We start from the raw sequence: 24,287 nt of genomic DNA, 5'->3' as shown, positions 1-24,287 counted from the left end.
TGTGACCGTGCGTCGCGTGACAGGGTTGGCGCGTTGGCATATGTCCAAGATATGTTGGAATTCCAGATCATCGACGCCGCCCTGTTCCCGGCCATGAGCATTGCCTTGCTGGCAGGCGCGCTGTCGTTCCTGAGCCCGTGCGTTCTGCCGATTGTGCCGCCCTACCTGGCCTATATGTCCGGCGTGAGCGTGTCCGAGATGGAGCAGGGCGGATCGGGACGCAGACGGGCGGTGCTTGCGGCGCTGTTCTTTGTGCTTGGGCTGTCGACGATCTTTATCCTGCTGGGCTTTACCGCGTCGGCCTTCGGGGCGTTTTTCCTCGAATACCAGACACAGCTGGCGCAGGCCTCCGGGGTTGTGGTGATCCTGTTTGGTCTGCACTTTCTGGGTGTGTTCCGGATCCCGTTCCTGGATCAGGAAAAGCGGCTGGAGGCCGGGGAGCAAGGCGGATCGGCGTTCGGGGCCTATGTTCTGGGGCTGGCCTTTGCCTTTGGCTGGACGCCGTGCATTGGTCCGCAACTGGGGGCGATCCTGTCCTTGGCCGCGTCCGAGGCGTCTGTGGCGCGGGGAACCGTGCTGCTGGGCGTTTATGCGGCGGGTTTGGGTATTCCGTTTTTGTTGGCTGCGATGTTCATGACCCGCGCGATGGGTCTGATGAACCGGATCAAGAAGCATATGCGCAAGATCGAACTGGCGATGGGGGCGTTGCTGGTTGTCGTGGGTGTGGCCCTTGTCACGGGCGCGTTCACCAGCTTTGCATTCTGGTTGTTGGAAACCTTTCCGGGTCTTGCGCTGCTCGGGTAGCCTCTCCGTCAGAGTCCCCAGAATTTACTAGAGCGCCCCAAGAATCTTCGTACGAAGATTCTTTCACGCAGATGCAAAGAAATGGTGAAGTGCACTCGAAAGCCGCGTCAGGATGTCAGGCCATCCTTTGACATGCCGTCTGTCCGGCGTCGCTGCATCACGGTCTGGCCCAAGGTAATCGTGTAGTGTTCAAGCGCCGTCAGAGCCTCGTCAATTTGATTTGATCGCCGCTCCACCAAAGCTGTAACGATCTGGTGGTGCAATCGAACGATCTCGGCCCGCGACCGGGCTGTAAAAGTGATCATGTTCATCAGAGGCTGCATGGCCTCAACGCTGCCGGCCAGATGATAGCTCAGCACTTCGTTCGCCGCGCTGTCGACCAGCGCGCGGTGGAACGCCACGTCCGAGGCGCAGAAGGCCTCGTCTGTCAGGTCCGGGTCGGATTGGCGCGCGATTTCAGAGCGCATCGTGTCCAGCAGGGCGTCCGTGCGCCGTTCCGCGGCCAGCGACGTGCAGCTGCGCTCCAGCGCATAGCGTGCTTCGCAGGCGACCTGAAAACTGACGGCATTCATGCCCAGCAACAGCGTTGAGGTGGTGACTTGCTGCGGTCGGGCCTCATCGTAGGACAGATGGTTGATGAAGGCCCCGCCAAACGCCCCGCGTTCGGTGCGGATCAGGGATTGCGCGGCAAGCCGTTTGAGCGCTTCGCGCACCGTCGCCCGGGACACGCCGTGTTGCTCGGCCAGTTCAGCCTCGGACGGCAGGCGGTCACCGACAAGAAGCGCGCCCTCGACAATCGCGGCGCGGATGGCGTCGGCGATCTGGACGGACAGGCTGGGGGCTTGTTTTGCATTTTTCATTTGTCAGACATTTAATTGTCTGACATTGATCAGGTCAAGGTGAGTCTGGGGAGGCGACCGCGTGCAGGGCACATTTCGCACAATTGGATGGCTGACGTTCTTTGGGGCGATCCTTGGGTCGTGGGTCTTTCTGTACATGATGGCGATCGGCATGGACCTCGACCTTTTGGGGCGACCGGGGCCGATGGGCCAGGCCATGCAGACTATGGACCCGCGGATGGACATGTATATGCCCATGGCCGAGTTCGGACCGCTGTTTACCATGTGGGCGATCATGATGGCGGCGATGATGTTGCCCACCATGGTGCCGACCCTGCGGGCCTATGAAGACCTGATGGTCAGTGCCAATGGCACCCGTATCGGGTGGTGGGGCGTGCTTTTGGGGTATGGCGTAATCTGGGTGGCCTTCGCGGCGCTGATCACCGCCGTGCAACTGGCGCTTCTCTTTGGTGGCGTGGTCGACATGCTGGGCATCGCCCGCAGCAATTGGGTGCAGGGTGGTCTGCTGGTTCTTGTCGGCGCGTTCCAGTTCACAAAGGTGAAAGAGGTCTGTCACGGCGTTTGCCACAGCCCGATGTCGTACTTCCTGACGCGCTGGAGAACCGGCGGTCTGGGTGGGGTGCGCATGGGTCTGGGCCTTGGCGTGTTCTGCGTGGGCTGTTGCTGGGGGTTCATGGCGCTGGGCTTTGTCGGCGGGGTGATGAACCTGGCCTGGATGGGGCTGGCGACGCTGTTCATGGTGATCGAAAAGCTGCCCCAGATCGGGCATTATACAACAAAACCAATGGGCGTTGCTCTGATCGCGGCAGGTGCCGCAGTGATCGGCTGGCCCGTGATTGTGGGAGGATAAGATGGCTGTGAAAAAACGCCCTGATGCGGACCGGTTGCCGGTCAGCCAGCGGATCGACCAGCGGATGGACAACCCCAAGCGGCGGCGGATGACGCCGACGGAGTGGGCGATTAAAGGCGAGCTGTTCCTGAACTGTTCGTGTACTGTGTTCTGTCCCTGTGTGGTCAGCCTTGGCGCGCATCCTCCGACGGAAGGGCACTGTTATGCCTGGATGGCGATTGCCATTGATGAGGGTCATTACGAGGGTGAGGACCTGTCTGGGCTGAATGTCGGTCTGATGGTCGAAATCCCCGGCCGCATGGCCGAAGGTGGCTGGAAAGTCGCGGCCTATGTGGATGAGCGCGCGAGCGGGAAGGCGTATAACGGTATCCTGCAGATTTTTAGCGGGGCTGCCGGTGGAACCACGGGTCTGTTCACCATGCTGGTGAGTGACATTGTCGGAGCGGAGCGTGAGAAGGTCGAGATTGTGCGCGATGGTAAGAAGCGCGGGCTTTACATCGGGCGGAAGATCCAGGGCGAGATCGAGATGATCGACGGCGGTGATCCGGATCATCCGGTGATGATCACCAATTCCAAGTATTGGATGGGGCCAGACATCATCGCGGCGCGCGGCGTGAAATCGAAAGTACGTGATTACGGTCGCATCTGGGATTTCGGCGGCAAGTCGGCCGAGATTTGCCCGATCGACTGGTCGGGACCGAAGTAAAATGCATGTGACGCGGGAGTATTGCGTGACACTGGCGCGGTACAATGCCTGGCAGAACCGCCAGCTGCGCGAGGCGTTTGCGACGCTCAGCGATGCGGCGCTGCGCAAGGAGCGCAAGGCGTTTTTCGGATCCTTGTTCAAGACCGCGAACCATCTTTTGTGGGGCGACCGCGTCTGGATGTGGCGGCTGGGGATTGGCCCTGCGCCCGAGGGGGACCACCTGACCCTGACGGCGACGCCTGCGGTCTGGGCCGGGGAGCGCTACAAGACCGATGCCCGGATTTTGCGCTGGGCCGAAAACCTCAAAACGGTGGATCTGAAGGGCCGTGTGACGTGGCGCTCGGTGATGATGGATCAGGACTTCGAACACCCGATTGATCTGTGTGTGATGCATCTGTTCAATCACCAGACCCACCACCGCGGGCAAATCCACGCAATGCTGACAGCCGCCGGGGCCACGGCGCCTGTGACCGATCTTTTGTTTATGCCCGAAGACGGGCCCTGGTTGTAACCACCGTTCGGGAAGTCGAGCGGCGCGCGCGCAGGCGCGACGCCCCGCCCGCCATCCCGACATTTGTGCATGGGGAGTGCGCATGGCTTTGATTTCTCGGTCCCGCCGGTTGCGGCGGACCCCGTTTTCCGAAGGCGTGGAGGCGGCCGGTGTAAAGGCCTATACGGTCTATAACCGCATGTTGTTGCCGACGGTGTTCCGGTCAGTGGAAGAGGATTACCGGCATCTGAAAAGTGCGGTGCAGCTTTGGGATGTCGCGGCGGAACGCCAGGTGGAACTGCGCGGTCCGGATGCGGGGCGTCTGATGCAGATGCTGACGCCGCGCGATCTGCGGTCGATGTTGCCGGGACAGTGTTACTATGTGCCCATCGTGGATGAGACGGGCGGGATGCTGAACGATCCGGTGGCGGTCAAACTGGCCGAGGATCGGTGGTGGATTTCGATTGCGGACAGCGATTTGCTGTATTGGGTCAAGGGGCTGGTCTACGGGTTCCGGCTTGATGTGCTGGTGTGTGAACCCGATGTGTCGCCGCTGGCGGTGCAGGGGCCAAAAGCCGATGATCTGATGGCCCGCGTGTTCGGCGACGAGGTGCGCGATATCCGGTTCTTCCGCTTCCGGATGCTGGAGTTCCAGGGGCGTCATCTGGCGGTGGCCCGGTCGGGCTATTCGCGGCAGGGCGGGTTCGAGATCTATGTCGAGGGCAGCGACCTTGGCATGCCGCTTTGGAATGCGCTGATGGAGGCGGGCAAGGATCTGGATGTGCATGCGGGCTGCCCCAACCTGATCGAACGGATCGAGGGCGGGTTGCTGAGTTATGGCAACGACATGACGGACAACAACACGCCGCATGAATGTGGGCTGGGCAAGTTCTGCAACACGCAGACGGCGATTGGCTGTGTCGGCCGGGACGCGCTGTTGCGCGTGGCGCAGGAAGGACCTGTGCGCCAGGTGCGCGCGATCGAGATTTACGGCGATCCTGTGCCGGGATGCGATCGTGTCTGGCCGATCATGGCCGGAGATGTTCAGGTGGGCCGGGTGACAAGTGCCGCCTATTCGCCGGATTTTGGCACCAACGTGGCCATTGGCATGGTGCGGATGACGCATTGGGATGAAGGCACGGATCTGGACGTGGTGTTGCCCAATGAGGTGCGACCCGCATCGGTCTGGGAGACGTTCTGGTTGTAGACGGCGGGAGCGAGAGGCCAGCCTCTCGCGCTCTCCGAGGTATTTTTGGCAAGAGGAAGGAGAACAGGGATGTTCAATGCGTTGGTCGTTCGGAAGGACGAGGAGAGTGGCAAGACCTCTGCCGCTGTGGAAGAGATCGGTTTGAAGGATCTGCCCGCAGGCGAGGTGACGGTGGCGGTCGAATATTCGACGGTCAACTACAAGGACGGTTTGTGCATCGGGCCGGGGGGCGGGCTTGTGCGCAATTATCCGCACGTGCCGGGGATCGACTTTGCCGGAACCGTCGAGGCGTCGGAGGATGATCGCTACAAGCCGGGCGACAAGGTTGTTCTGACCGGCTGGCGTGTCGGCGAGGCGCATTGGGGCGGCTACGCGCAGAAGGCGCGGGTCAAGGCCGATTGGCTGGTGCCGCTGCCTGCCGGGCTGGATACACGGCATGCGATGGCGGTGGGCACGGCGGGCTTTACCGCGATGCTGGCGGTGATGGCGCTGGAAGACCACGGCATCAAGAGCGGTCCGGTTCTGGTGACCGGGGCCGCCGGGGGGGTCGGGTCGGTTGCGACGGCGATCCTTGCCAATCTTGGGCACGAGGTGGCTGCTGTGACCGGGCGTCCGGAGCAGGCGGACTACCTCACATCGTTAGGTGCGACACAGATCGTTGCACGGGACGAGATCAACGAGGCGACCAAGCGGCCGCTGGAAGGGGAGACCTGGGGCGGTTGCGTGGATGCGGTCGGGGGCGCGATGCTGGCCCGGCTTCTGGGGCAGATGCAGTACGGCGCGTCGGTTGCCGCCGTCGGTCTGGCCGGTGGCGCGAACCTGCCGGCCACCGTCATTCCGTTTCTGCTGCGCGGTGTGAACCTGTTGGGGATCGACAGCGTGATGCAGCCCTATGACAACCGGGTGCGGGCCTGGGACCGGATCGCCAGGGATCTGCCGATGGACAAGCTGGATGCGATGATCCAGCCCGCCAGTTTGTCGGATTTGCCGACACTTGGGTCGGATATCCTCAAGGGTCAGGTCAAGGGACGTGTTGTTGTGGATGTTGCCGCGGGCTGATTGCGCGCGCCAGACAGAGACGACCAGCCGGGGCGGCCTTGATCGCCCCGGTTTGTGTGTCTTGAGCTAAATATTTGAAAATATTTAAAAATATTCAGGTTTTCGTGACAATGACGTGACCGATGGTGGATTTTCGTGCTAGGCTTCCCTTCACAATGATGAAAACTGGGAGGGACACTCATCATGGCACTGAAACCACCCCTGATGGATCTGCCGATCAAGACGGCAGATGAAGGGTTTTACAAGGGCTTTGCGAAGCTTGTTACCGTCACGGGCAAATTGCTCGTGGGGGCGCTGATCCTCTGGGCGGTTGCGTTCCCTGAACAATCCGGCGCGGTCTTGGCGGGGATCAACAGCGCGATCCTTGCGACGTTCAATTTCTGGTACGTCTACGTCATGGCGTTCTTTGTCGCCGTGTGCCTGATCCTTGCGATCCTTCCGGCGTCGGGACGCCTGAAGCTGGGGCACCATGACGACACACCGGAGTTTTCGAACTTTTCGTGGTTTTCCATGATGTTCGGGGCCGGGATCGGGATCGGGATGTTGACCTTTGCCACGGCAGAGCCGCTCTATCACTGGGGCAGCAACCCAAGCACCATCCAGGGCATCACCGAAGGCAGCAGCGCAGAGAATGTGCGGCAGGCCTATGTCTGGTCCTTTACGCATTGGGGTCTGGCGGCATGGGCGGCCTATGCCATCGTGGGGCTGTCACTGGCCTATTTCTCGTATCGGCGTGATCTGCCTTTGACGATCCGGTCGGCGCTGGTGCCGATCTTTGGCAAATCGCTGTCGGGCACAACGGGGCATATTGTTGACGTTGTCGCCGTGGTGGCCACCGTGCTTGGGGTGTCTCAGACGTTGGGATTCGGTGTGGAGCAGTTTGTTTCCGGCCTGTCACGGATCGGGTTTGGTGACTGGCTTTATACCGCGACCGAAGATGGCGGGCAGACCATGTCGACCATGGCGATTGTGACCGCGCTTCTTGTGATCATGGGCGCGTCCACGTTGTCGGCCCTGTCCGGTGTGGGCAAGGGCATCAAGTGGCTGTCCAATATCAATATGGGCCTGAGCTTTTTCATCCTGGCCTTCTTCCTGATCTTCGGGTCGACGATGTTTGGCCTTCAGGCGCTGTTTGTGGGGATCTGGGATTACATCCTGTCCATTCCCGGAAACATCTTGACGGTCTGGTCACCGACCCCGATGGAGGCCTTCACTGCGTCGGTTCCGCCGGCGGTTCAGGCGTTGCCTGCCGAGGATATCGCGGCGATTTACGGGTCTGCGACAAGCCCGTGGGGATCGTTGCAGTCCTTTGCCGAAGGGTTGCCAGCCGCAGCGGCTGCGTTGCCCGAAGCGGATATCGCGGCGGCCTATGCGGCGGCCACTGACAGCCGTTTGTCCGGTTGGCAGGGCGCGTGGTCGATCTTCTACTGGGCATGGTGGATCGCGTTTGCGCCGTTTGTCGGCGTGTTCCTTGCGCGGATTTCCAAGGGCCGGACGGTTCGGGAATACGTTCTGGGCGCGATCATCATTCCAGCGGTGATGTGCTTTGTCTGGTTCGCCATCGTGGGTGGCACCGCGATTGATCTGGAACTCAACGGCGGCGCCGATGGGGCCATCGTCGGGGCCGGTCAGTCGGATCAGTTGTTCGCCATGCTGGCGTTCATGCTGTCGGAAAACCTGGCCTGGATTATGTCGGTGATTGTTGTGATCCTGTTGCTGACCTATCTGGTGACGTCTGCTGACTCGGCGGTGCTGATCATCAACACGATCAACGCGGCGGGCGACGAAGGCCCGAAAGCACGCCCGCATATCCTGTTCTGGGGGGCGGCGCTGGCATTGGTTGTCGGTGGTCTGATCATGGCCGGTGGCCTGAGTGCGATCCAGACCGCGATGGTCATTGGCGCGCTGCCGTTCTCGGCGGTGATGGTGCTGATGGGGATTTCGGTGCTCAAGGCGATCTGGCGTGACAGCCACCGTCAGAAACAGGGCGTGGCCTCGACCTCGGCCGAGGTCGACGCGGCCAACAGCCCGGCAGAGTAACCCGCACCGCATCACGCGAACAGCGCCCCGGCCAAGCGATTGGTCGGGGCGTTGGCTTTGACGGGTCATCTGCTTGACCCTGTGGCGCAAGCAAGGTCATCTGCGCGAAACAATACGTGGGTGTGTCATGCTTGATATCGATTTTGTCCGGTCGCAATTCCCGGCATTCTCTGAGCCGTCTTTGCAGGGACAGGCGTTTTTCGAAAACGCCGGTGGGTCCTATACCTGTGCGCCGGTGATCGACCGGCTGACGCGGTTTTACCGCGAACGCAAGGTGCAGCCCTATTCCCACTACACAGCGTCGCGTTTGGGTGGTGAAGAGATGGACGAGGCGCGCGCACGGCTTGCCGCGCTTTTGGGGGTCGAGACGGACGAGGTGAGTTTTGGCCCGTCCACGACGCAGAACACTTATGTGCTGGCGCAGACGTTCCGGCAGTTCATGTCGCCCGGCGATGCGATCATCGTGACCAATCAGGACCACGAGGCCAATACCGGCCCGTGGCGGCGATTGGCCGATGAGGGATTCGAAGTGCGCGAATGGAAGGTGGACCCGGAGACCGGGCATCTGGACACCGATGATCTGGAAGACCTGTTGGACGAGAAGGTGCGGCTGGTGTGTTTCCCGCATTGTTCAAACGTGGTGGGCGAGATCAATCCGGTGCTTGAGATCACCGCACTGTGCCATGCGGCGGGGGCGTTTGTCTGTGTCGACGGGGTCAGCTATGCGCCACACGGGTTTGTCGATGTCGGCCAGTTGGGGCCGGATATCTACCTGTTTTCAAGCTACAAAACCTATGGCCCGCATCAGGGGATCATGGCGATCCGGCGCGCGCTTGGGATGTTGTTGCCGAACCAGGGGCATTATTTCAACGCAGACAGCCTGTATAAACGGTTCACGCCCGCAGGGCCGGATCATGCGCAGGTCGCGGCCTGTGCCGGGATGGCGGATTACATGGAGGCGCTGGGCGCGCATCACGGGGTCGGGGCGTCCGGCGCGCATGACCTGATGCGCGATCACGAGGTGCGGGTGTTGCAGCCGCTGCTGGACGCGGTCAAGGACCGCAATTCGGTGCGGTTGATTGGTCCCTCCGATGCAGCGGTGCGCGCGCCGACGGTGGCCTTGGCGCTGAACCGGTCGGGCGAAGAGGTGGCGGCGGAGCTAGCGGGCCATGGCATTATGTGCGGCGGTGGGGATTTCTATGCCGTGCGCGCCCTGGAGGCGATGGGGGTGGATATGGACAAGGGTGTGTTGCGGCTCAGCTTTGTGCATTACACGTCGGAGGACGAAGTGACCAAGCTGATCGAGGCTTTGGACGCGGTGCTGTAGGGGGCTCTGCCCCCGCGCCTTTGGCGCTCCCCCGAGGTATTTTTGAACCAGAGAAGACAGGCGCGCGTTTGACCTTTCGAGGGCCGCGCTTAGGTGGCGTGCAAAGACGATGGGGACAGAACGATGACAGAGACAACTCTGGTCTGGATACGCCGCGATCTGCGGCTGAGCGATCACGCGGCATTGGATGCGGCGGTCAAACGCGGCGGGCCCGTGATTCCGGTCTTCGTGCGCGATGACACGGTGGATGATCTGGGGGCCGCGCCGAAATGGCGGTTTGGTCTGGGGTTGGAGCACTATGCCAAGGCGCTGGAAGACAAGGGCAGTCGGCTGATCCTGCGGTCCGGCGATGCGCGTGATGTGATCCCGGCGCTGGTGAAAGAAACCGGCGCGACGGCGGTGTACTGGCAACGCGCCTATGACCCGGCTTCGGTTGCCCGCGACACGGATGTGAAGGCGGCGTTGAAGGACGCGGATGTCGTCGCCGAAAGCTTTACCGGGCATCTGATGTTTGAACCCTGGACGACCGAGACCAAGACCGGCGGGTTTTACAAGGTCTATACGCCGTTCTGGAAATCGGTGCGGGACCGGGGTGTAGAGGCGCCGCTATCGGCGCCGTCGCGCCTGCCTGCGCCCGACACCTGGCCGGACAGTGAAGCGCTGGATGCGTGGGAGATGGGCGCCGCGATGAATCGTGGGGCCGAGATCGTGCGTCCCTTCGTGCGGTTGGGGGAGGCGGCCGCGCAATCGCGACTTGGTGCGTTTGTTGCCTCCAAGATTGCCGATTATGACACAACGCGCGACCTGCCTGCGGTGGATGGCACGTCTGGCCTGTCCGAGAACCTCGCACTTGGGGAAATCAGTCCGGCGCAGTGCTGGCACGCGGGCCAGCGCGCGAAAGAAGAGGGCAAGGCCGGGGCCGAGACATTCCTGAAAGAGCTGGTCTGGCGCGAATTTGCCTATCACCTGATGTGGCACACGCCGCGCATTCTGGACGACAATTGGCGCGAGGAATGGGCGGCGTTTCCGTGGAACGAAGACGAACGCAAAGCCGAGGTGAAGGCGTGGAAGCAGGGGCGCACCGGCATCCGCTTTGTCGATGCTGCGATGCGCGAGATGTATGTCACAGGGCGGATGCACAACCGGGGGCGGATGATCGTGGCCAGCTACCTGTGCAAGCATCTGATGTGTCACTGGAAAATCGGGCAAAGCTGGTTTGACGACTGTCTGATCGATTGGGACCCCGCATCAAATGCGATGGGCTGGCAATGGTCGGCGGGATCGGGGCCGGATGCGACGCCCTATTTCCGGGTGTTCAACCCGGTCACGCAGCTCGACAAGTTCGACAAGGACCGGGACTATGTCCGCCGCTGGATCGCCGAAGAATACAGCACACCGCACAAGGACGCGGTGTATTATTTTGACGCCATCCCGCGCAGCTGGTCGATGTCGGCGGATGACGCGTACCCGGACCCGATTGTATCGCCCGAAGAGGGGCGCAAGCGGGCCTTGGACGCCTATCAGAACCGGGATTTTTGATGGGCTTTGCAGGGCTGCCTGACGTTGCGTCGGGCAGCGCAAGGTGAATAAAATCCGCCACTTATCCGTGATCAGGTCTTGCCATTGTCCAACGGGGGCTAATTTGCGTTAAACCTTGCCTGACCGATCGTGGTCTTGTTAGGTGTCACACAAATTAGACAGTGGAAGCCCTGCATGATCCTGACTTCGACCGAAGGCCAATCAGATTTGCCGCGTTATTTTGCGCAGATGTTTGCCATGGCGGACAAGCTTCGGAAAGGCCGCATCGATTTTGTTTTGCCGGACGGCCGCCAGTTTCGGGCAGAGGGCACAGAGCCGGGCCCCGTGGCGGAAGTGCATGTGCACAACACCGACCTGTTCGCGCGGTTGATCCGGGATGGTGATCTGGGGTTCAGCGATGCCTATCTGGACGGGTGGTGGAGCACACCGGACCTTCAGGCGTTCATGGACTTTGTGCATGGCGACAATAACGAGGTCTATGACGGGTTTCCCGGCATGAACCTTGTGCGCTGGTACGAGCAATTGCGGTTCTGGCTGCAATCAAATTCCAAGCGGCAGGCCAAGAAGAACATCAGCTATCACTATGATCTGGGCAACGAGTTCTACGCGTTGTGGCTGGACGATACGATGACCTATTCCTCGGCCATTTTCGAAACCGGGCAGGAAAGCACCGAAAAGGCGCAGACCGCGAAATATGCCAGCATGGTGGACCAGATGGGCGCACAGCCGGGCGATCATGTGCTTGAGATCGGCTGTGGCTGGGGCGGGTTTGCGGAATATGCGGCCAAGGAACGGGGCCTGCACGTGACCGGGCTGACCATCAGCGAGGAACAGTACAAATACGCGGTTGACCGGATCGAAAAAGCCGGATTGTCGGATCGTGTGACCTTCAAGCTGCAGGATTACCGCGACGAGACCGGGCAATATGACGGCATTGCATCCATCGAAATGTTCGAAGCGGTGGGGCAGAAATACTGGCCGACCTATTTCAACTCGGTAAAGAAATGCCTCAAGCCCGGCAAAAACGCGACGCTTCAGATCATCACGGTCGAAGATTCCCGCTGGGAGATTTACAATCGGGGCGTTGATTTCATTCAGAAATACATCTTCCCCGGCGGTATGTTGCCCAGCCCGACCGTGCTGCGGCAGGAAGTCGAAAGCGCCGGGCTGAAGGTCGCGCAGTCGATTGAGTTCGGCGAAAGCTACAGCCAGACCCTGCGCCGCTGGCACGAGACGTTCAACGAAAAATGGGATCAGGTGGCCAGCCTTGGCTTTGATGACCGGTTCCGGCGGATGTGGAATTTTTACCTGACCTCTTGCGCGTCGACATTCCATAGCGGAAACTGCGATGTGACGCAGATAACCATTACGAGACCAACCTGACATGCCCACCGCCGCCAAAACGATCGCAGCGTTGTGTTTGGCGGCCTTGGCATATTTCTCATCAGAACTGGTAAAGACCCTGCTGCCCGAGATTCAGGCCTGGGGAAATTTTTCGCTGTTCAATGCCGGCTTGGGCGGCGTCGTGGGGTGGATCGTGGTTGGCAAACGGGCTGGGCGCGGGACCAAGGATGCCATCGCAAACGGGCTGACCGGGGTGGCCGCCCTGATTTTATGGGCGCTGTTCCTGCATGCCTGTTACGAGATGTTCCAACTGTCGCTCAAACGGCGCTACGACGGACCGGTCGAGGCGTTTGCCGCGATTTTCGAGATCGGTCTGGAATATGGACAGGTTCTGCTGAACCCGATGATGCTGGTCACCTTTGTGATCGGGGCCTTGGCGACGGGGTATTTCACCGAATTTGCCGCGCGACGCTGGAGATAGAATCCAGTGGGAGCGTTGTTTTTCTATGGAACGCTGTGCCATGCGCCATTGCTGGCCGCGGTCTTGGGGGTTGAGGAGAAAGCGCTGGCATCCCGGCTTGAAGCAGCGCGCCTGCCGGATCATCTGGTGTCCTGGGTCAAGGATGAAGCCTATCCGATGATCGAACACTGGCCCGGCAAGAGCGCCGAAGGTGTGGTGTTTTCAGATGTCACAGAAGATGAAGAAGCGCGGTTATCCTATTATGAAGGCGCGTTTTCCTACAATTTGTCCGATATCACCGTGATCGCAGAAGGAGCGCCACGGCAGGCCGTGTGTTTCTATCCGATGTCGTCGGACCAGCCGCGCGGGGCGGCGTGGGTGCTTGAGGACTGGGTGCAGATCTGGGGCGAAATGGCGGTGGGCACGGCGCGCGATGTGATGGCGCGGCGCGACCGCTATGATGCGGAGGCCGCATCGCAATTGCGCCCGTTCCTGATGGCGCGGCATTGGGCCCGCGTGATGGCTCGCGAGACACCCGGCGCTGCGGCGCTGCGGCGGTCGCCTGCGCCGGATGACATTGCCGTTCGCGAACGGCTGCCGGGATTTCGGGGTTTCTTTGAACTGGCGGAGTTCCGGTTGGACCATACCCGGTTTGACGGCGCGCGCAGCCCGGAGGTGTCACGCGAGGCGTTTCTGGCCTTCGATGCGTCCCTTGTGCTGCCCTATGATCCAAAGTCGGATCAAGTTTTGTTGATCGAACAATTGCGCTACGGCCCGTTGTGGCGCGAGGACCCGAACCCGTGGATGTTTGAACCTATCGCGGGTCTGGTCGACGCGGGCGAAAACCCCGAGGATACCGCGCGCCGCGAAGCGGTCGAGGAGGCGGGTCTGGATCTTGGACCGCTTGAATTGATGACGCGGGTTTATGCGTCGCCGGGCTATTCCACCGAGTTTTTTCATTGCTTCCTTGCGGTTACCGATTTGTCCGGGTTTGAAAGCTCGGTCAATGGGCTGGTGTCCGAACACGAGGATATCCGGAGCCATGTGCTTGATTTTGAGCGCGCTTTGGACCTGATCCAGACGGGCGAAATCAACGCGGGTCCGTTGGTGATGATGCTGTACTGGCTGTCGGCGCACCGGGCGCGGTTGCGGGCGGCTGCTTGAGTTTCGGGCGTGGCACGCCTACACCGATGATCACCAAACCGGACGAGGAAAACATGCGTTTTGCAGGCGAACTGGCCGAAGCTGTCGGCAACACTCCTTTGATCAAATTGCGCAAGGCGAGTGAGCTGACCGGCTGCACGATTTTGGGCAAGGCCGAGTTCATGAACCCGGGCCAGTCCGTCAAAGACCGCGCGGCGCTTTATATCATCAAGGACGCGTTGGAGACGGGTAAACTCAAACCCGGTGGCACCATTGTCGAAGGCACGGCGGGCAATACCGGCATTGGACTTGCGCTTGTGGGCGCGTCGATGGGGTTCAAGACGATCATCGTGATCCCGGAAACCCAGAGCCAGGAAAAGAAAGACATGTTGCGGCTTGCCGGGGCAGAGCTGGTCGAAGTGCCCGCAGCCCCGTATCGCAACCCCAACAACTACGTGCGCTATTCCGGGCGTCTGGCGGCGGAGATTGCCAAAACCGCGCCGAACGGGGCCATCTGGGCCAACCAGTTCGACAACGTTGCCAATCGCCGGGCACATGTGGAAACAACCGCGCCCGAGATCTGGGAACAGACCGAGGGCAAGGTGGATGGCTTTATCTGCGCTGTCGGCTCTGGTGGCACTCTGGCGGGTGTTGCCGAGGTTCTTCAGCCCAAAGGCGTCAAGATCGGGCTCGCCGATCCAATGGGTGCGGCGCTCTATTCCTTCTACACCACCGGCGAATTTGCATCGACCGGCGGGTCCATCACTGAAGGTATCGGGCAGGGCCGGATCACGGCGAACCTTGAAGGGTTCACACCGGATTTCACCTATCAGGTTCCGGACGAAGAGGCGTTGCCGATTGTGTTCGATCTGCTGGCCGAAGAAGGTCTATGCCTTGGGGGATCATCGGGGATCAACCTGGCGGGGGCGATCCGGATGGCAAAAGACCTTGGTCCGGGCCATACGATCGTGACGATCCTGTGTGATTACGGCACGCGCTACCAGTCGAAACTGTTCAACCCGGCCTTCCTGAAGGAAAAGGGCTTGCCCGTGCCCGCTTGGCTTGACGCGCAGCCTGCCGAAATTCCGACCGTATTCGAGGACGCATGACGCGGATCGTATCAGCCTTCAGGGCCGCGCTGCTTGTCCTGCTGATGGCGGCCTCTGCGGTCTGGGCGCAGTCCGACGACATCAACTTTGATATCTGGGAACAGGTCGCCCAACGCGCGGAAACCGCGGTGGATTCGAATTCCATTTCGTCCACGGCACTGGAAGACTTGCGCAGTTCGATTGCATCGTTCCGGGACCGCCTGTTGCAGCAGCAAAGCGCCGCCGATCCACGTCTGGCGACGTTGCAATCGCAACTGGATGCGCTGGGTCCGATCCCGGATACTGGCGAAGAGCCAGCCGAACTGGCGCAGCGGCGCGATGAATTGCAGGCACAAATCGCCGAGCTTGAGGCACCGATCAAGCGCGCCGAAGAGGCGTATAACCGCGCGGACGGTCTGATCAAGGAGATCGACGAGATCATTCGCGCGCGCCAGACCGATGCGCTTCTGGAACGTGGCCCCGAACCGCTTGATCCGCGCTTGTGGCCCGGATCATTCGACGAGCTTGTCGCGCCGATCCGGACAATATCGTCCGAGATATCGACCAATTGGAACAACGAAAACCGCCGGACCGAGTTTATCGACGATCTTCCGGCCATTCTTTTGACGCTGGCCATCGCCATCCTGCTGGTGTTCCGCGCGCCGCGGTGGATTGACCGCTTGGGCGAATGGCTGCGCAGACGAACGCGGCGCGGCACCGGTGTCTGGAACACCTTGCTGTCACTGGCGCGCTTGGCCTTGCCGGTGATCGGTGTCACGCTGGTGGTGCAGGCAGGCGACGTCAGCGGATTGCTGGGGCCGGTCGGGGCCGAGATGTCCTATATCCTGCCGATTGTCATTCTGACGTTCCTGCTGACCCGGTGGTTGGCGAACGAAACATTCTCCAGCGATGACAATGTCCGGACCATCCCCCTGCCGCAGCAGGAACGCAGAACGGGGCGGTATTACGGGACCATCCTTGCCGTCTTTTTGGCCATAAGCGTATTTCTGGGGTACCTGATCCAAACGGTGCAGGTGTCACCGGAAACACAGGCGGTCTGGAGCTTTCCTCTGCATCTGGTGTGCGGACTTTTGCTGTTCCGTTTCGGGCGCATCCTGCGCAAAGCCGGCCCGGAGCCCAATGACTCGCCCGACACAGAGGACACGTCCGCACATGTGACCTTTCCGGCCCGTCTGGCCCGATTGGTGGGGCAGGCGGCGATTGTGCTTGGCCTACTGGGGCCGGTCCTGTCGGCCGTCGGGTATCTGAACGTCGCGCAGGCGATGATCTTTCCGACCATTGCGTCGTTCGGGTTGTTCGCGTTGCTGCTCATCCTGCAGCGCCTGATCGGTGACCTGTTCCACCTCATCACCGGTCGGGAACTGGACCAATCGCAAAGCCTGCTGCCGGTTCTGTCCGGTCTTGTCCTGTCCATCGTCGCGCTGCCGCTTTTGGCGCTTATCTGGGGCGCGCGCGTGGCCGACCTGACCGAGCTTTGGGCACGGTTCCAGGCCGGGTTTACCTTTGGCGACACACGCATTTCGCCGACCGATTTCCTGACCTTCATCGCGGTTTTCGCGATGGGGTATCTGCTGACGCGGTTGCTGCAAAGCGGGTTGCGCGGATCGGTTCTGCCAAAAACCCGGATTGATCAGGGTGGGCGCACGGCTATCGTGTCTGGCACCGGGTATCTGGGGATTTTCCTGTCGGCGGTCATCGCGATCACGGCAGCAGGCATTGACCTCACAGCGCTGGCCTTCGTCGCAGGTGCGCTGTCGGTGGGTATCGGGTTCGGCCTGCAGAACATCGTGCAGAACTTTGTGTCCGGGATCATCCTGCTGATCGAACGGCCGATTTCCGAAGGCGACTGGATCGAGGTCAACGGGCAGCACGGGACAGTGCGCGATATCTCTGTGCGCTCGACCCGGATCGAGACCTTTGACCGGACGGATGTGATCGTTCCCAATGCGGACCTGGTGTCCAACTCGGTCACCAACTACACGCGCGGCAATGTGCTGGGCCGGTTGATCGTGGATGTGGGCGTGGCCTACGGCACCGACACCCGCAAGGTCGAGGACATCCTCTACAAGATCGCGCGCAATCACGAGATGGTGCTGATGAACCCCGCACCGTTCGTGCATTTCAAAGGCTTCGGCGCGGATTCACTGGATTTCGACGTGCGCATGATCCTGCGCGATGTGACCAAGACTCTTGTGGTCCGCACCGAGGTCAACCACCAGATCGCCGAGACCTTCATGAAGGAAGGCATCGAAATCCCGTTTGCGCAGCGCGACATCTGGCTGCGCAACCCCGAGGCGTTGACCGGCGCACAAGAGACCGGCGAACAGCCCGAACCCGTGTCAGACGTGAAGGAGGCTCCGCAATGACGGACAGCAATCCCGCCCCGGAACCCGCGTATCGCACAGACCCGTATGCCCGTGACCTGGCCGCGCAAGTGGTGGCACACACCGCAGAAGGGGGAATGATCCTGGATCAATCGGTGTTTTATCCAACTGGCGGCGGCCAACCTGGCGACAGCGGCTGGATCGATTGGGACGGCCAGACCCTCGCAGTGGCCACCACCGTCAAAGGCGACGGCACCGCGTCTGTCCTCGTCCCGGCAGAGCCTGCTGCATTGCCCCCGGTCGGCGCGCATGTCGTGCAGCGGCTGGATTGGGAACGCCGTCACAAACACATGCGCATCCACACGGCGCTGCACCTGTTGTCTGTGGTCATCCCTTTGCCCGTGACCGGCGGGTCCATCGGGGCAGGGCGCGGACGTCTGGATTTCATGATGCCGGAACCACCCGAGGACCGCGACGCGCTGGAAGCCGAACTGAACCGCCTGATCGATCAGGACCTGATCGTCAGCGACACCTGGATCACCGAAGCCGAGCTCGACGCAAATCCTTCCCTGGTCAAGACCATGTCCGTACAGCCACCGCGCGGCGGTGGGCGTATTCGCCTTGTCCAGATCGGCGAAGGTGCGGACCGGATTGATCTGCAGCCCTGCGGTGGCACCCATGTTGCCCGGACCGGAGAAATCGGCCGGGTGGTCTTTGGAAAGATAGAGAACAAGGGCAAGCAAAACCGCCGGGTCAACATCGCGCTGGACAGCTGATGCGGCGCGTGTTGCTCTTGCTGACAGGCCTCTTCGTCATCGCCATCGGGGCGGTGCTTCTGATCGCGCCGCAGACGTATCTTTCACTGTATGTGGTGGCCTACGATCCGGGAATGGACTTTGCCGCCCGTCGGTTTGCCCCGGCGGTGCTGGGTCTGGGCGTGCTTTTGTGCCTGGCCAGATCGCTGCCGGACGGACAGTTTCTGACCAGCCTCTGCGCAATCTGCGGCCTGGCGTTTCTGGGTGTGGCCGTGACCGGGGGGCATGCCTGGCTCAGCGGTCAGGCCAAAGACACGATCCTTGTCGCCGCCGCCATCGAATGCGTGATCGCAGTGCTTTTTCTTGCGACAGCGGCCAAGGGCGCAAGAGCCTAGGCCGAAATCCAAAATTCCTCAACAATCGCTCTTGCATCCCCCTTAGGCTTTCTCATAAACACGGCCTCGGACAGGTGGCCGAGTGGTCGAAGGCGCGCGCCTGGAAAGTGCGTAGGCGGGAGACCGTCTCGAGGGTTCGAATCCCTTCCTGTCCGCCATATTCCTCCATTTTCCGAATATAACGCTCTTCGCAGACGAGCGCGTTGGTGTGTCGGGGGCCGATTTGCGGTGCCGGTGTGGGCTGATGCTGGTGTTGGCTCGACGCAGCACTACGTACGGCGTGATGATAAATGAGCTGCGCTATGCCCCGTAAGGCACTGGGTGCTGATTGCACCGGGCGCTTGTGGCGCATAGTCTTCGCAGGGTCGTAGCAGGAGCATTACATGACAACCGATGTTCGCACACCGATCACGCAGGCGATGCAGGAGGGCGCGTTGACGCGGCGGGAGTTGAAGGCGTTGATGTCGCGATCCGATGCGCCTGCGTTGGTGCGGGTTGTTGGGTTTGTTGCGGTGCTTGGGCTGACCTCGACGCTGATCACGCTGGCGTTGGGGACGGTGTGGGTTTGGCCAGCCATGTTCTTACAAGGCATTGTGATCGTGCATCTTTTCGCGCTCGAACATGAATGTGTGCACTACACGGCGTTCAAGACGCGCAAGCTGAATGATGTGTTTGGCAATCTTTGCGGCTATGCGATCATCCTGCCGTTTCAGCAGTTCCGCTATGAGCATTGCAACCACCACACCTATACACAACTCAAGGGGCAGGACCCCGAGTTGATCGAGCTGCCCATCTCGGTCTGGAAATACCTGTGGTACATTTCGTCGGTGCCTTATTGGCGCAACAAGTTCTCGCAGATCGCGCGCAATGCGGCCGGTCGGTTGAACGACGAAGACCGGACTTTTCTGACCAAACACGAAGCCCCGATCATCTTTCGCGAAGCGCGTCTGATGGTTGCGTTCTACAGCGTGGTTTTCACCGCCGCGCTGGTGTTTGGCTGGTCCTGGGTGCTGTGGTACTGGATGATCCCGCTGTTTCTGGGGGAGCCCGTGATGCGGGCGATCCGGCTCACCGAACATGTGGGGCGCCCCAACGTGGACGACATGAAGGAAAACACCCGGACGTCGCTGGTCTGGGCGCCGATGCAGTTCCTGTGCTGGAACATGAACTACCACGCCGAACACCATTATGCGGCCTCGGTGCCGTTTCACGCCTTGCCCAAGCTGCATGAAAAGCTGCGTGGGTATGTCTATGTGGAGAAGCGAGGCTATCTGGGCGCGCATGTCGACATCATCAAACAGTTGATCGGGCACAAGCCGCGCAGCGATGCGCCCACGTCCAAGCCGTGACGCAGCGCGACAAGACCTGGCAGGATGTGGTGGCGGTTGCGGATCTGGAACCCGGAGACGTGACACCTGTCACGCTCGGCACGCGGGATCTGGCGGTTTATGACGCGCGGGATGGGGTGTTTGTCAGTCTTGCGCGCTGCACCCATGGCGCGGCGAGCCTGTGTGACGGACATTTTGACGGCACATATATTGAATGCCCGTTGCATCAGGGGCTGTTTGATGCGCGCACAGGGGCGGCCAAGGCGGCCCCGTCGCGGGTGCCGTTGCGGATGTTTCAGACGCGGGTTGAGAACGGGATCGTGCAGATCCTGATCTGACTGGCGTCAGGCGTCTGCGGGGTCGGCCTGTTCCGCGGCAATTGTCCGGGACACCATCTGGCGGAACAGTTTCGCCCCTGCATCGAGCCCCAGATCGATATAGGGCGTTGCCGGGTTTTTCATGCCGGTATGGACCTTTTCCAGTACCGCGCGGTCTTCCTCAAAGGCCATGCGCGCCCCTGCGTTCATCTTCTCGGACACGGTCTTGTCATGCGGATCGGTGTTGCGGTGCTGGAACCAGAAATAGCGGGTTTTGTCTTCGGTGATCGGCGTCATGAAGTTGTACGAGATGTTGATCAGGGTGTTTTCCACCGGTGTGCTGTCCGGTCCGCCGGTGCCCGGTGGGGTGTAGATGGATTTGTTCAGTCCAATCCCCGGCAGCACCATTTCGTAATGCTGAAGGCGGTCGCAGATCCCGTCGAATTTCACGAGATTGGCATAGTAGGGCGAAGGCGGTTGCCCGTAGATCCACCGCGACACGATCACGCCGTTGTCGGTTTTGCGCACATCCAGCGGGCCATCATCCGTGCCGGCACCGGCGAACGAGGTCACATGCACCCAGGCGACATGGCTGGGGTCCAGCAGGTTGTCGCATACCCATAGGTAGTTGCAGTCAATGTCGAGCACGCCGCCGTCGGTGTAGCCCCAGTCGTCACTGTCGAAGTTCTCGATCGGGAAAATGAGGTCAGGGTCCGCTTTGTCCGGATCGCCCATCCAGATCCACAGCAACCGGTACCGATCGACCACCGGGTAGGATTTGACCACGGCGCGACGCGGGATTTGCCCGCGCTGCGTAGGGGCATCGACACAGGCACCAGAGCAATCAAAAGTCAGCCCGTGATAGCCGCATTCCACCGTGTCACCCTTGAGATTGCCATCCGACAGGGGAAGTTTGCGATGCGGGCAGGCGTCCTCAAGCGCAACCGGGTCGCCCGCTTCGGTGCGGTAGATGACCACGGCCTCACCAAGATAGGTCTCGGGCGTCAGGGATCGTCCGTAATCTTTTGACCATCCCGCGACATACCAGGCGTTTTTGATGAACATGTGCGGCCTCTTGGATCAGGGATGGGTGACGTCAGACTGACTCGGAACGAAAAATGACGCCAGAGCCAACAACTGATTTCTTGGATTAACAGAACTAATTTTCGGACAGGGTTTGCGGCGGGTCACCGCAGTTTCTGAGTTGCTGCTTCTGCTGTGATCCACTTCACGAAAAGCGCGATTTTCCGGCTTTTTCTTTGATCTTCCGGGTAGACCAGCCAATATTTCAACGGGGATGGCACCGTTTCTGCAAAGGGTTTGATCAGGCGTCCATCCCGCAAGGCGTCCATCACCAATGGGCTGCGGCCCAACGCCACACCATCCCCTTGAATGGCGGCCTGCACCACCATGTTCGTTTGTCCAAAACTTCGCGTCCGGGCCGGTTTGGGAAGCGTCTGGCCGCTTTCGCGCGCCCAGTATTCCCACGTCGGCAGTTCGGTGGTGGTGGGCGCAAATTCGTCGCGGATCTGGGTGTGGTAGGCAAGATCCTTGAGGCTGAGAAGGGGTTTCGGGCCTGTGACCAGACCGGGGGCGCAGACCGGAGACAGGTCTTCGCGCATGAGCGGAAGCACCTCGTAGCCCGGAAAGTCGCCGGTGCCGTAGCGGATGCCAATATCGGCTTCGGACCGCGCAAAACCGCGCAAACCGGTGTCCGTGGTGATCGAAATGGCGAATTCCGGGTGGGCCTGATCAAAGCTCAGAAGCCTTGGAAACAACCAGATAAACGCGAAACCGGGGTGGCAACTGATCACGATGGTCTTGTCGTCGCGGTGCTTGTCCCGGATGTCTTCGCAGATTTCCGAGATTTGCCCGAGACCTTCCGAGATGCTGAGCGCCAGTCGCGCGCCGTCCCGCGTAGGGAAAGATCGGCGGGACCCGCGGGTGATCAGATCCTGACCAAGCCATTCCTCCAGTGACTTCACGTGTTGGCTGACAGCGCTTTGCCCGACGCCCAGTTCATTGGCGGCCTCGGAAAAACTGCCATGCCGTGACACGGCCTCGAATGCGCGTAGAGCGGCGAAAGGCAAATTCAAGATCATATTAGCATGACTAATGTCTTTTATGCCGGGATTCAATTGGCCTGCGCGGGCGGTTTGTTTTTACGTTTCAGATGACTTGAAAGGCCGACCATGACCAAACTGACCGGAGCGGGCAACATGCTACTCAACTGCGCAAAGGCGCAGCCGGGAGAGCGTATCCTCATCGCGTATGAACCCGCCAAGTACGGCTACTATGATGCGTCGGTCTTGAATGCGGTGTCGCGCGCGGCGCGGGATCTGGGCCTGAAGGTCAAAACGATCAATGTCGGGTTTGATCCCTATGTCACCGATCTGCCGGACGGGTTGCGCGCGCAGATGGAGAAGGTGGACATCGTTGTGTTTCTGGCGCGCTTGGGCGACCAGCTTCGGTTTTGCGACATGCCGTCCGATACCCGCATCGTTGTCAGCTTTGCCTTGGACGACGGGATGCTGGAGTCGTGCTTTGGTACGACGCCGCACGCGGCTATGGTTGACCTCAAGAACCTTGTGACCAAGGCGCTGAAATCCTCGCGCATGGTGCGCGTGACCTGCCCGCATGGTACGGATTTCGAAGGACAGCCGGATATGCCACGGATCGGGGCAGGGGACACGACCGTCCTGCGTTTCCCGATGTCGGTGTTCAAACCGGTGCCCGCACAAAGCTTTACCGGACAGGTGGCGCTTTGCGGGTTTTTGACCGGCACCGGATCGAGATATTACGACGACTACACCGTTGAATTTGACGGGCGCGTGATGGCGCATATGCGTCAGGGGCGCCTGCTGGGGTTCACAGGCTCGGATCGCGATGTGGCGCTGGCGAACGCCCATTATGACCGGATCGCGCAGGCCTTCGGGATCGACCGCGATTGCGTGCATTCCTGGCACGCGGGCATCCATCCCGGTTGCGGATACCTGAAACAGGCCAGCGAAAACTACGAACGTTGGAGCGGGGCGGCCTTTGGCAACCCGCGCATCCTGCATTTCCACACCTGCGGGTCCTATGCGCCGGGTGAAATTTCGTGGAATGTTCTGGATCCGACGATCTGGTTGGATGACGTCCCTGTCTGGGAAAACGGCGTGTTTCACCCGTCGCGCATCAGGGGCGGGCAGGCGGTTCTGGACCGGTATCCAGACGTGGCCCGCATCTTTGCCCATCCGGACGCCCATGTGGGGCTAAAGGATTGGGGTCTGCCCATGCCGGGTCATGGGCTTGAGGCCGTGTCCTAACGGTTGCGGTTTTCCAGCCTGCGGAACAGCATCGACAACCCGAAACATATGACAAAGTAGAACGCCGCTGTGGTGATCCACGCCTCAAAGATCAGGCGTGTTGAGGCCACCAGTTCGACGGTTTTGAAGGTCAGTTCCTGTACCGAGATCAGAGAGATGATCGCGCTGTCCTTGATCAGCGTGATGAACTGGTTCGCCATCGGGGGCAGGACCTTGGTCATCGCCTGTGGCAGAACGATGTAGCGCATTTCCTGGTAGCGGTTCATCCCGATGGACCGCGCGCCTTCGCGTTGCCCCTTGTCGACCGACTGAATCCCCGCGCGCACGATTTCACCGACAAAGGCGCTTTCAAACAGGGCCAGGACAATCACGCCGGAAATCAGCGACGGGAACCGCCGCATGTCGCCAAAGAAGAATTCCCAGACCGCCTTGTTGTCGGATCGCGCAATTTCGCGCGCCCAGCTTTCGATGTTCAGCGCTGTGATTAGCTGCTGGGACAGAAAGAAGAAAAAGATAAAGATGACGACGACGGGCGGGATATTCCGCAAAAACTCAAGATAGGTGCGTGCCAGCATCCGCACCGTCAGGTTCTTGGCGCAGCGCGCGATGCCAAGGATCGTGCCCAGGATCACCGCAAGAATACTGGCGTAGATGGAAATCCGGATGGTGGTGATCAGGCCCTGCATCAACACATTGGCGAACCATTCTTCGCGGCCGGTGTGATAGCGGAAAATATAATTCGGGATCAGATGCCAGCGCCAATTGTAATTCAGCGTGCCTTCGATCTTCCACCAGATATACGCAAAAAACCCAAGCACAACGGCCAGCACAAGCCAGTCGAGCCAGTGAAGTTTTTTGAGTTTGTTCAACATGGGATATCCGGACGGAAAGGCGGCTCCCCGGATCATCCGGGGAGCCGGGC

23 protein-coding genes and 1 tRNA gene are annotated in these 24,287 nt (G+C 60.5%); 20 read left to right on the top strand and 4 right to left on the bottom strand.

Features of this window, described 5'->3' with window-relative positions; genetic code table 11:
* Positions 1–51: 51 nt before the first annotated feature.
* Entirely contained in the window at positions 52–804 is a 753-nt protein-coding gene (locus tag MWU54_RS02610) for a cytochrome c biogenesis protein CcdA (RefSeq protein WP_247080575.1), read from the top strand.
* A gap of 107 nt (positions 805–911) precedes the next feature.
* On the opposite strand, the gene MWU54_RS02605 is transcribed toward MWU54_RS02610, so the two are convergent.
* On the bottom strand, positions 912–1,664 hold the full coding sequence (locus MWU54_RS02605) for a GntR family transcriptional regulator (RefSeq protein WP_247080573.1): 753 nt from the start codon (positions 1,662–1,664) through the stop codon (positions 912–914).
* A gap of 61 nt (positions 1,665–1,725) precedes the next feature.
* On the opposite strand from MWU54_RS02605, the gene MWU54_RS02600 reads away from it, so the two are divergent.
* The 18 genes from MWU54_RS02600 (at position 1,726) to MWU54_RS02515 (ending at position 20,078) form a co-directional block, all read left to right on the top strand.
* Positions 1,726–2,514: a DUF2182 domain-containing protein gene (locus tag MWU54_RS02600; protein ID WP_247080571.1), complete on the top strand. Its 789-nt coding sequence runs from the start codon at positions 1,726–1,728 to the stop codon at positions 2,512–2,514.
* Between the two features lies 1 nt (position 2,515).
* Positions 2,516–3,220, top strand: a complete 705-nt coding sequence (locus MWU54_RS02595; RefSeq protein WP_247080569.1) for a DUF1326 domain-containing protein — start codon at positions 2,516–2,518, stop codon at positions 3,218–3,220.
* Position 3,221: 1 nt separating this feature from the next.
* A complete protein-coding gene (locus MWU54_RS02590) occupies positions 3,222–3,731 on the top strand; it encodes a DinB family protein (RefSeq protein ID WP_247080568.1) in 510 nt (169 codons plus the stop codon).
* An 82-nt stretch (positions 3,732–3,813) separates the two neighbouring features.
* Positions 3,814–4,917 (top strand): dimethylsulfoniopropionate demethylase, encoded by a 1,104-nt coding sequence (locus MWU54_RS02585; RefSeq protein ID WP_247080566.1) that lies wholly within the window; start codon positions 3,814–3,816, stop codon positions 4,915–4,917.
* Between the two features lie 69 nt (positions 4,918–4,986).
* On the top strand, positions 4,987–5,976 hold the full coding sequence (gene acuI, locus MWU54_RS02580; protein ID WP_247080564.1) for an acryloyl-CoA reductase: 990 nt from the start codon (positions 4,987–4,989) through the stop codon (positions 5,974–5,976).
* A gap of 183 nt (positions 5,977–6,159) precedes the next feature.
* A complete protein-coding gene (locus MWU54_RS02575; RefSeq protein WP_247080562.1) occupies positions 6,160–8,016 on the top strand; it encodes a BCCT family transporter in 1,857 nt (618 codons plus the stop codon).
* A 127-nt stretch (positions 8,017–8,143) separates the two neighbouring features.
* Entirely contained in the window at positions 8,144–9,343 is a 1,200-nt protein-coding gene (locus MWU54_RS02570) for an aminotransferase class V-fold PLP-dependent enzyme (protein WP_247080560.1), read from the top strand.
* 123 nt (positions 9,344–9,466) lie between these two features.
* Positions 9,467–10,882, top strand: a complete 1,416-nt coding sequence (locus tag MWU54_RS02565; RefSeq protein ID WP_247080558.1) for a deoxyribodipyrimidine photo-lyase — start codon at positions 9,467–9,469, stop codon at positions 10,880–10,882.
* A gap of 174 nt (positions 10,883–11,056) precedes the next feature.
* Positions 11,057–12,265 carry a cyclopropane-fatty-acyl-phospholipid synthase family protein gene (locus MWU54_RS02560; RefSeq protein WP_247080556.1) on the top strand — a complete coding sequence of 403 codons (1,209 nt, stop codon included), beginning with the start codon at positions 11,057–11,059 and terminating at the stop codon, positions 12,263–12,265.
* Between the two features lies 1 nt (position 12,266).
* Positions 12,267–12,707: a TrgA family protein gene (locus tag MWU54_RS02555; protein ID WP_247080554.1), complete on the top strand. Its 441-nt coding sequence runs from the start codon at positions 12,267–12,269 to the stop codon at positions 12,705–12,707.
* Between the two features lie 6 nt (positions 12,708–12,713).
* On the top strand, positions 12,714–13,850 hold the full coding sequence (locus MWU54_RS02550; protein WP_247080552.1) for an NUDIX domain-containing protein: 1,137 nt from the start codon (positions 12,714–12,716) through the stop codon (positions 13,848–13,850).
* 53 nt (positions 13,851–13,903) lie between these two features.
* Entirely contained in the window at positions 13,904–14,938 is a 1,035-nt protein-coding gene (locus MWU54_RS02545; protein ID WP_247081027.1) for a cysteine synthase A, read from the top strand.
* Positions 14,935–17,304 carry a DUF3772 domain-containing protein gene (locus MWU54_RS02540; RefSeq protein ID WP_247080550.1) on the top strand — a complete coding sequence of 790 codons (2,370 nt, stop codon included), beginning with the start codon at positions 14,935–14,937 and terminating at the stop codon, positions 17,302–17,304. The genes MWU54_RS02545 and MWU54_RS02540 overlap by 4 nt, the downstream gene beginning before the upstream one ends.
* The gene (locus MWU54_RS02535; protein WP_247080548.1) at positions 17,301–18,038 is read left to right on the top strand and encodes an alanyl-tRNA editing protein; all 738 of its coding nucleotides are present in this window, start codon (positions 17,301–17,303) and stop codon (positions 18,036–18,038) included. The genes MWU54_RS02540 and MWU54_RS02535 overlap by 4 nt, the downstream gene beginning before the upstream one ends.
* Positions 18,038–18,412, top strand: coding sequence for a hypothetical protein (locus MWU54_RS02530; RefSeq protein ID WP_247080547.1), 375 nt, complete (start codon positions 18,038–18,040; stop codon positions 18,410–18,412). Before MWU54_RS02535 ends, MWU54_RS02530 begins: the two co-directional genes overlap by 1 nt.
* A gap of 68 nt (positions 18,413–18,480) precedes the next feature.
* Positions 18,481–18,570 (top strand) — tRNA-Ser (locus tag MWU54_RS02525).
* 225 nt (positions 18,571–18,795) lie between these two features.
* Positions 18,796–19,761, top strand: a complete 966-nt coding sequence (locus tag MWU54_RS02520) for a fatty acid desaturase family protein (protein ID WP_247080546.1) — start codon at positions 18,796–18,798, stop codon at positions 19,759–19,761.
* Positions 19,758–20,078, top strand: a complete 321-nt coding sequence (locus tag MWU54_RS02515) for a non-heme iron oxygenase ferredoxin subunit (protein ID WP_247080545.1) — start codon at positions 19,758–19,760, stop codon at positions 20,076–20,078. The genes MWU54_RS02520 and MWU54_RS02515 overlap by 4 nt, the downstream gene beginning before the upstream one ends.
* A 6-nt stretch (positions 20,079–20,084) precedes the next feature.
* Here MWU54_RS02515 and MWU54_RS02510 read toward each other — a convergent pair whose 3' ends face one another.
* Together MWU54_RS02510 and MWU54_RS02505 are read right to left on the bottom strand one after the other, a co-directional pair.
* The gene (locus MWU54_RS02510; RefSeq protein ID WP_247080544.1) at positions 20,085–21,122 is read right to left on the bottom strand and encodes an aromatic ring-hydroxylating dioxygenase subunit alpha; all 1,038 of its coding nucleotides are present in this window, start codon (positions 21,120–21,122) and stop codon (positions 20,085–20,087) included.
* A gap of 122 nt (positions 21,123–21,244) precedes the next feature.
* Entirely contained in the window at positions 21,245–22,159 is a 915-nt protein-coding gene (locus MWU54_RS02505) for a LysR substrate-binding domain-containing protein (RefSeq protein ID WP_247080543.1), read from the bottom strand.
* 90 nt (positions 22,160–22,249) lie between these two features.
* Between MWU54_RS02505 and MWU54_RS02500 the strand changes: the two genes are divergently transcribed.
* On the top strand, positions 22,250–23,365 hold the full coding sequence (locus MWU54_RS02500; protein WP_247080542.1) for a hypothetical protein: 1,116 nt from the start codon (positions 22,250–22,252) through the stop codon (positions 23,363–23,365).
* Here MWU54_RS02500 and MWU54_RS02495 read toward each other — a convergent pair.
* The gene (locus MWU54_RS02495; RefSeq protein WP_247080541.1) at positions 23,362–24,237 is read right to left on the bottom strand and encodes an amino acid ABC transporter permease; all 876 of its coding nucleotides are present in this window, start codon (positions 24,235–24,237) and stop codon (positions 23,362–23,364) included. The genes MWU54_RS02500 and MWU54_RS02495 overlap by 4 nt on opposite strands.
* Positions 24,238–24,287 lie beyond the last annotated feature (50 nt).

Source organism: Marivita sp. S6314, from assembly GCF_023015985.1.
Lineage (GTDB): Bacteria > Pseudomonadota > Alphaproteobacteria > Rhodobacterales > Rhodobacteraceae > Marivita.
The sequence above is the reverse complement of the archived record's forward strand: the minus strand, read 5'-3'. Positions and strand labels throughout refer to the sequence as shown.

Coding starts and splice junctions, on each gene's coding strand:
- MWU54_RS02530 (WP_247080547.1), top strand. CDS start 18,038: ATGCGGCGCGTGTTGCTCTTGCTGACAGGCCTCTTCGTCATCGCCATC.
- MWU54_RS02585 (WP_247080566.1), top strand. CDS start 3,814: ATGGCTTTGATTTCTCGGTCCCGCCGGTTGCGGCGGACCCCGTTTTCC.
- MWU54_RS02590 (WP_247080568.1), top strand. CDS start 3,222: ATGCATGTGACGCGGGAGTATTGCGTGACACTGGCGCGGTACAATGCC.
- MWU54_RS02575 (WP_247080562.1), top strand. CDS start 6,160: ATGGCACTGAAACCACCCCTGATGGATCTGCCGATCAAGACGGCAGAT.
- MWU54_RS02570 (WP_247080560.1), top strand. CDS start 8,144: ATGCTTGATATCGATTTTGTCCGGTCGCAATTCCCGGCATTCTCTGAG.
- MWU54_RS02610 (WP_247080575.1), top strand. CDS start 52: ATGTTGGAATTCCAGATCATCGACGCCGCCCTGTTCCCGGCCATGAGC.
- acuI (WP_247080564.1), top strand. CDS start 4,987: ATGTTCAATGCGTTGGTCGTTCGGAAGGACGAGGAGAGTGGCAAGACC.
- MWU54_RS02495 (WP_247080541.1), bottom strand. CDS start 24,237: ATGTTGAACAAACTCAAAAAACTTCACTGGCTCGACTGGCTTGTGCTG.
- MWU54_RS02500 (WP_247080542.1), top strand. CDS start 22,250: ATGACCAAACTGACCGGAGCGGGCAACATGCTACTCAACTGCGCAAAG.
- MWU54_RS02510 (WP_247080544.1), bottom strand. CDS start 21,122: ATGTTCATCAAAAACGCCTGGTATGTCGCGGGATGGTCAAAAGATTAC.
- MWU54_RS02545 (WP_247081027.1), top strand. CDS start 13,904: ATGCGTTTTGCAGGCGAACTGGCCGAAGCTGTCGGCAACACTCCTTTG.
- MWU54_RS02605 (WP_247080573.1), bottom strand. CDS start 1,664: ATGAAAAATGCAAAACAAGCCCCCAGCCTGTCCGTCCAGATCGCCGAC.
- MWU54_RS02565 (WP_247080558.1), top strand. CDS start 9,467: ATGACAGAGACAACTCTGGTCTGGATACGCCGCGATCTGCGGCTGAGC.
- MWU54_RS02560 (WP_247080556.1), top strand. CDS start 11,057: ATGATCCTGACTTCGACCGAAGGCCAATCAGATTTGCCGCGTTATTTT.
- MWU54_RS02505 (WP_247080543.1), bottom strand. CDS start 22,159: ATGATCTTGAATTTGCCTTTCGCCGCTCTACGCGCATTCGAGGCCGTG.
- MWU54_RS02595 (WP_247080569.1), top strand. CDS start 2,516: ATGGCTGTGAAAAAACGCCCTGATGCGGACCGGTTGCCGGTCAGCCAG.
- MWU54_RS02535 (WP_247080548.1), top strand. CDS start 17,301: ATGACGGACAGCAATCCCGCCCCGGAACCCGCGTATCGCACAGACCCG.
- MWU54_RS02520 (WP_247080546.1), top strand. CDS start 18,796: ATGACAACCGATGTTCGCACACCGATCACGCAGGCGATGCAGGAGGGC.
- MWU54_RS02540 (WP_247080550.1), top strand. CDS start 14,935: ATGACGCGGATCGTATCAGCCTTCAGGGCCGCGCTGCTTGTCCTGCTG.
- MWU54_RS02555 (WP_247080554.1), top strand. CDS start 12,267: ATGCCCACCGCCGCCAAAACGATCGCAGCGTTGTGTTTGGCGGCCTTG.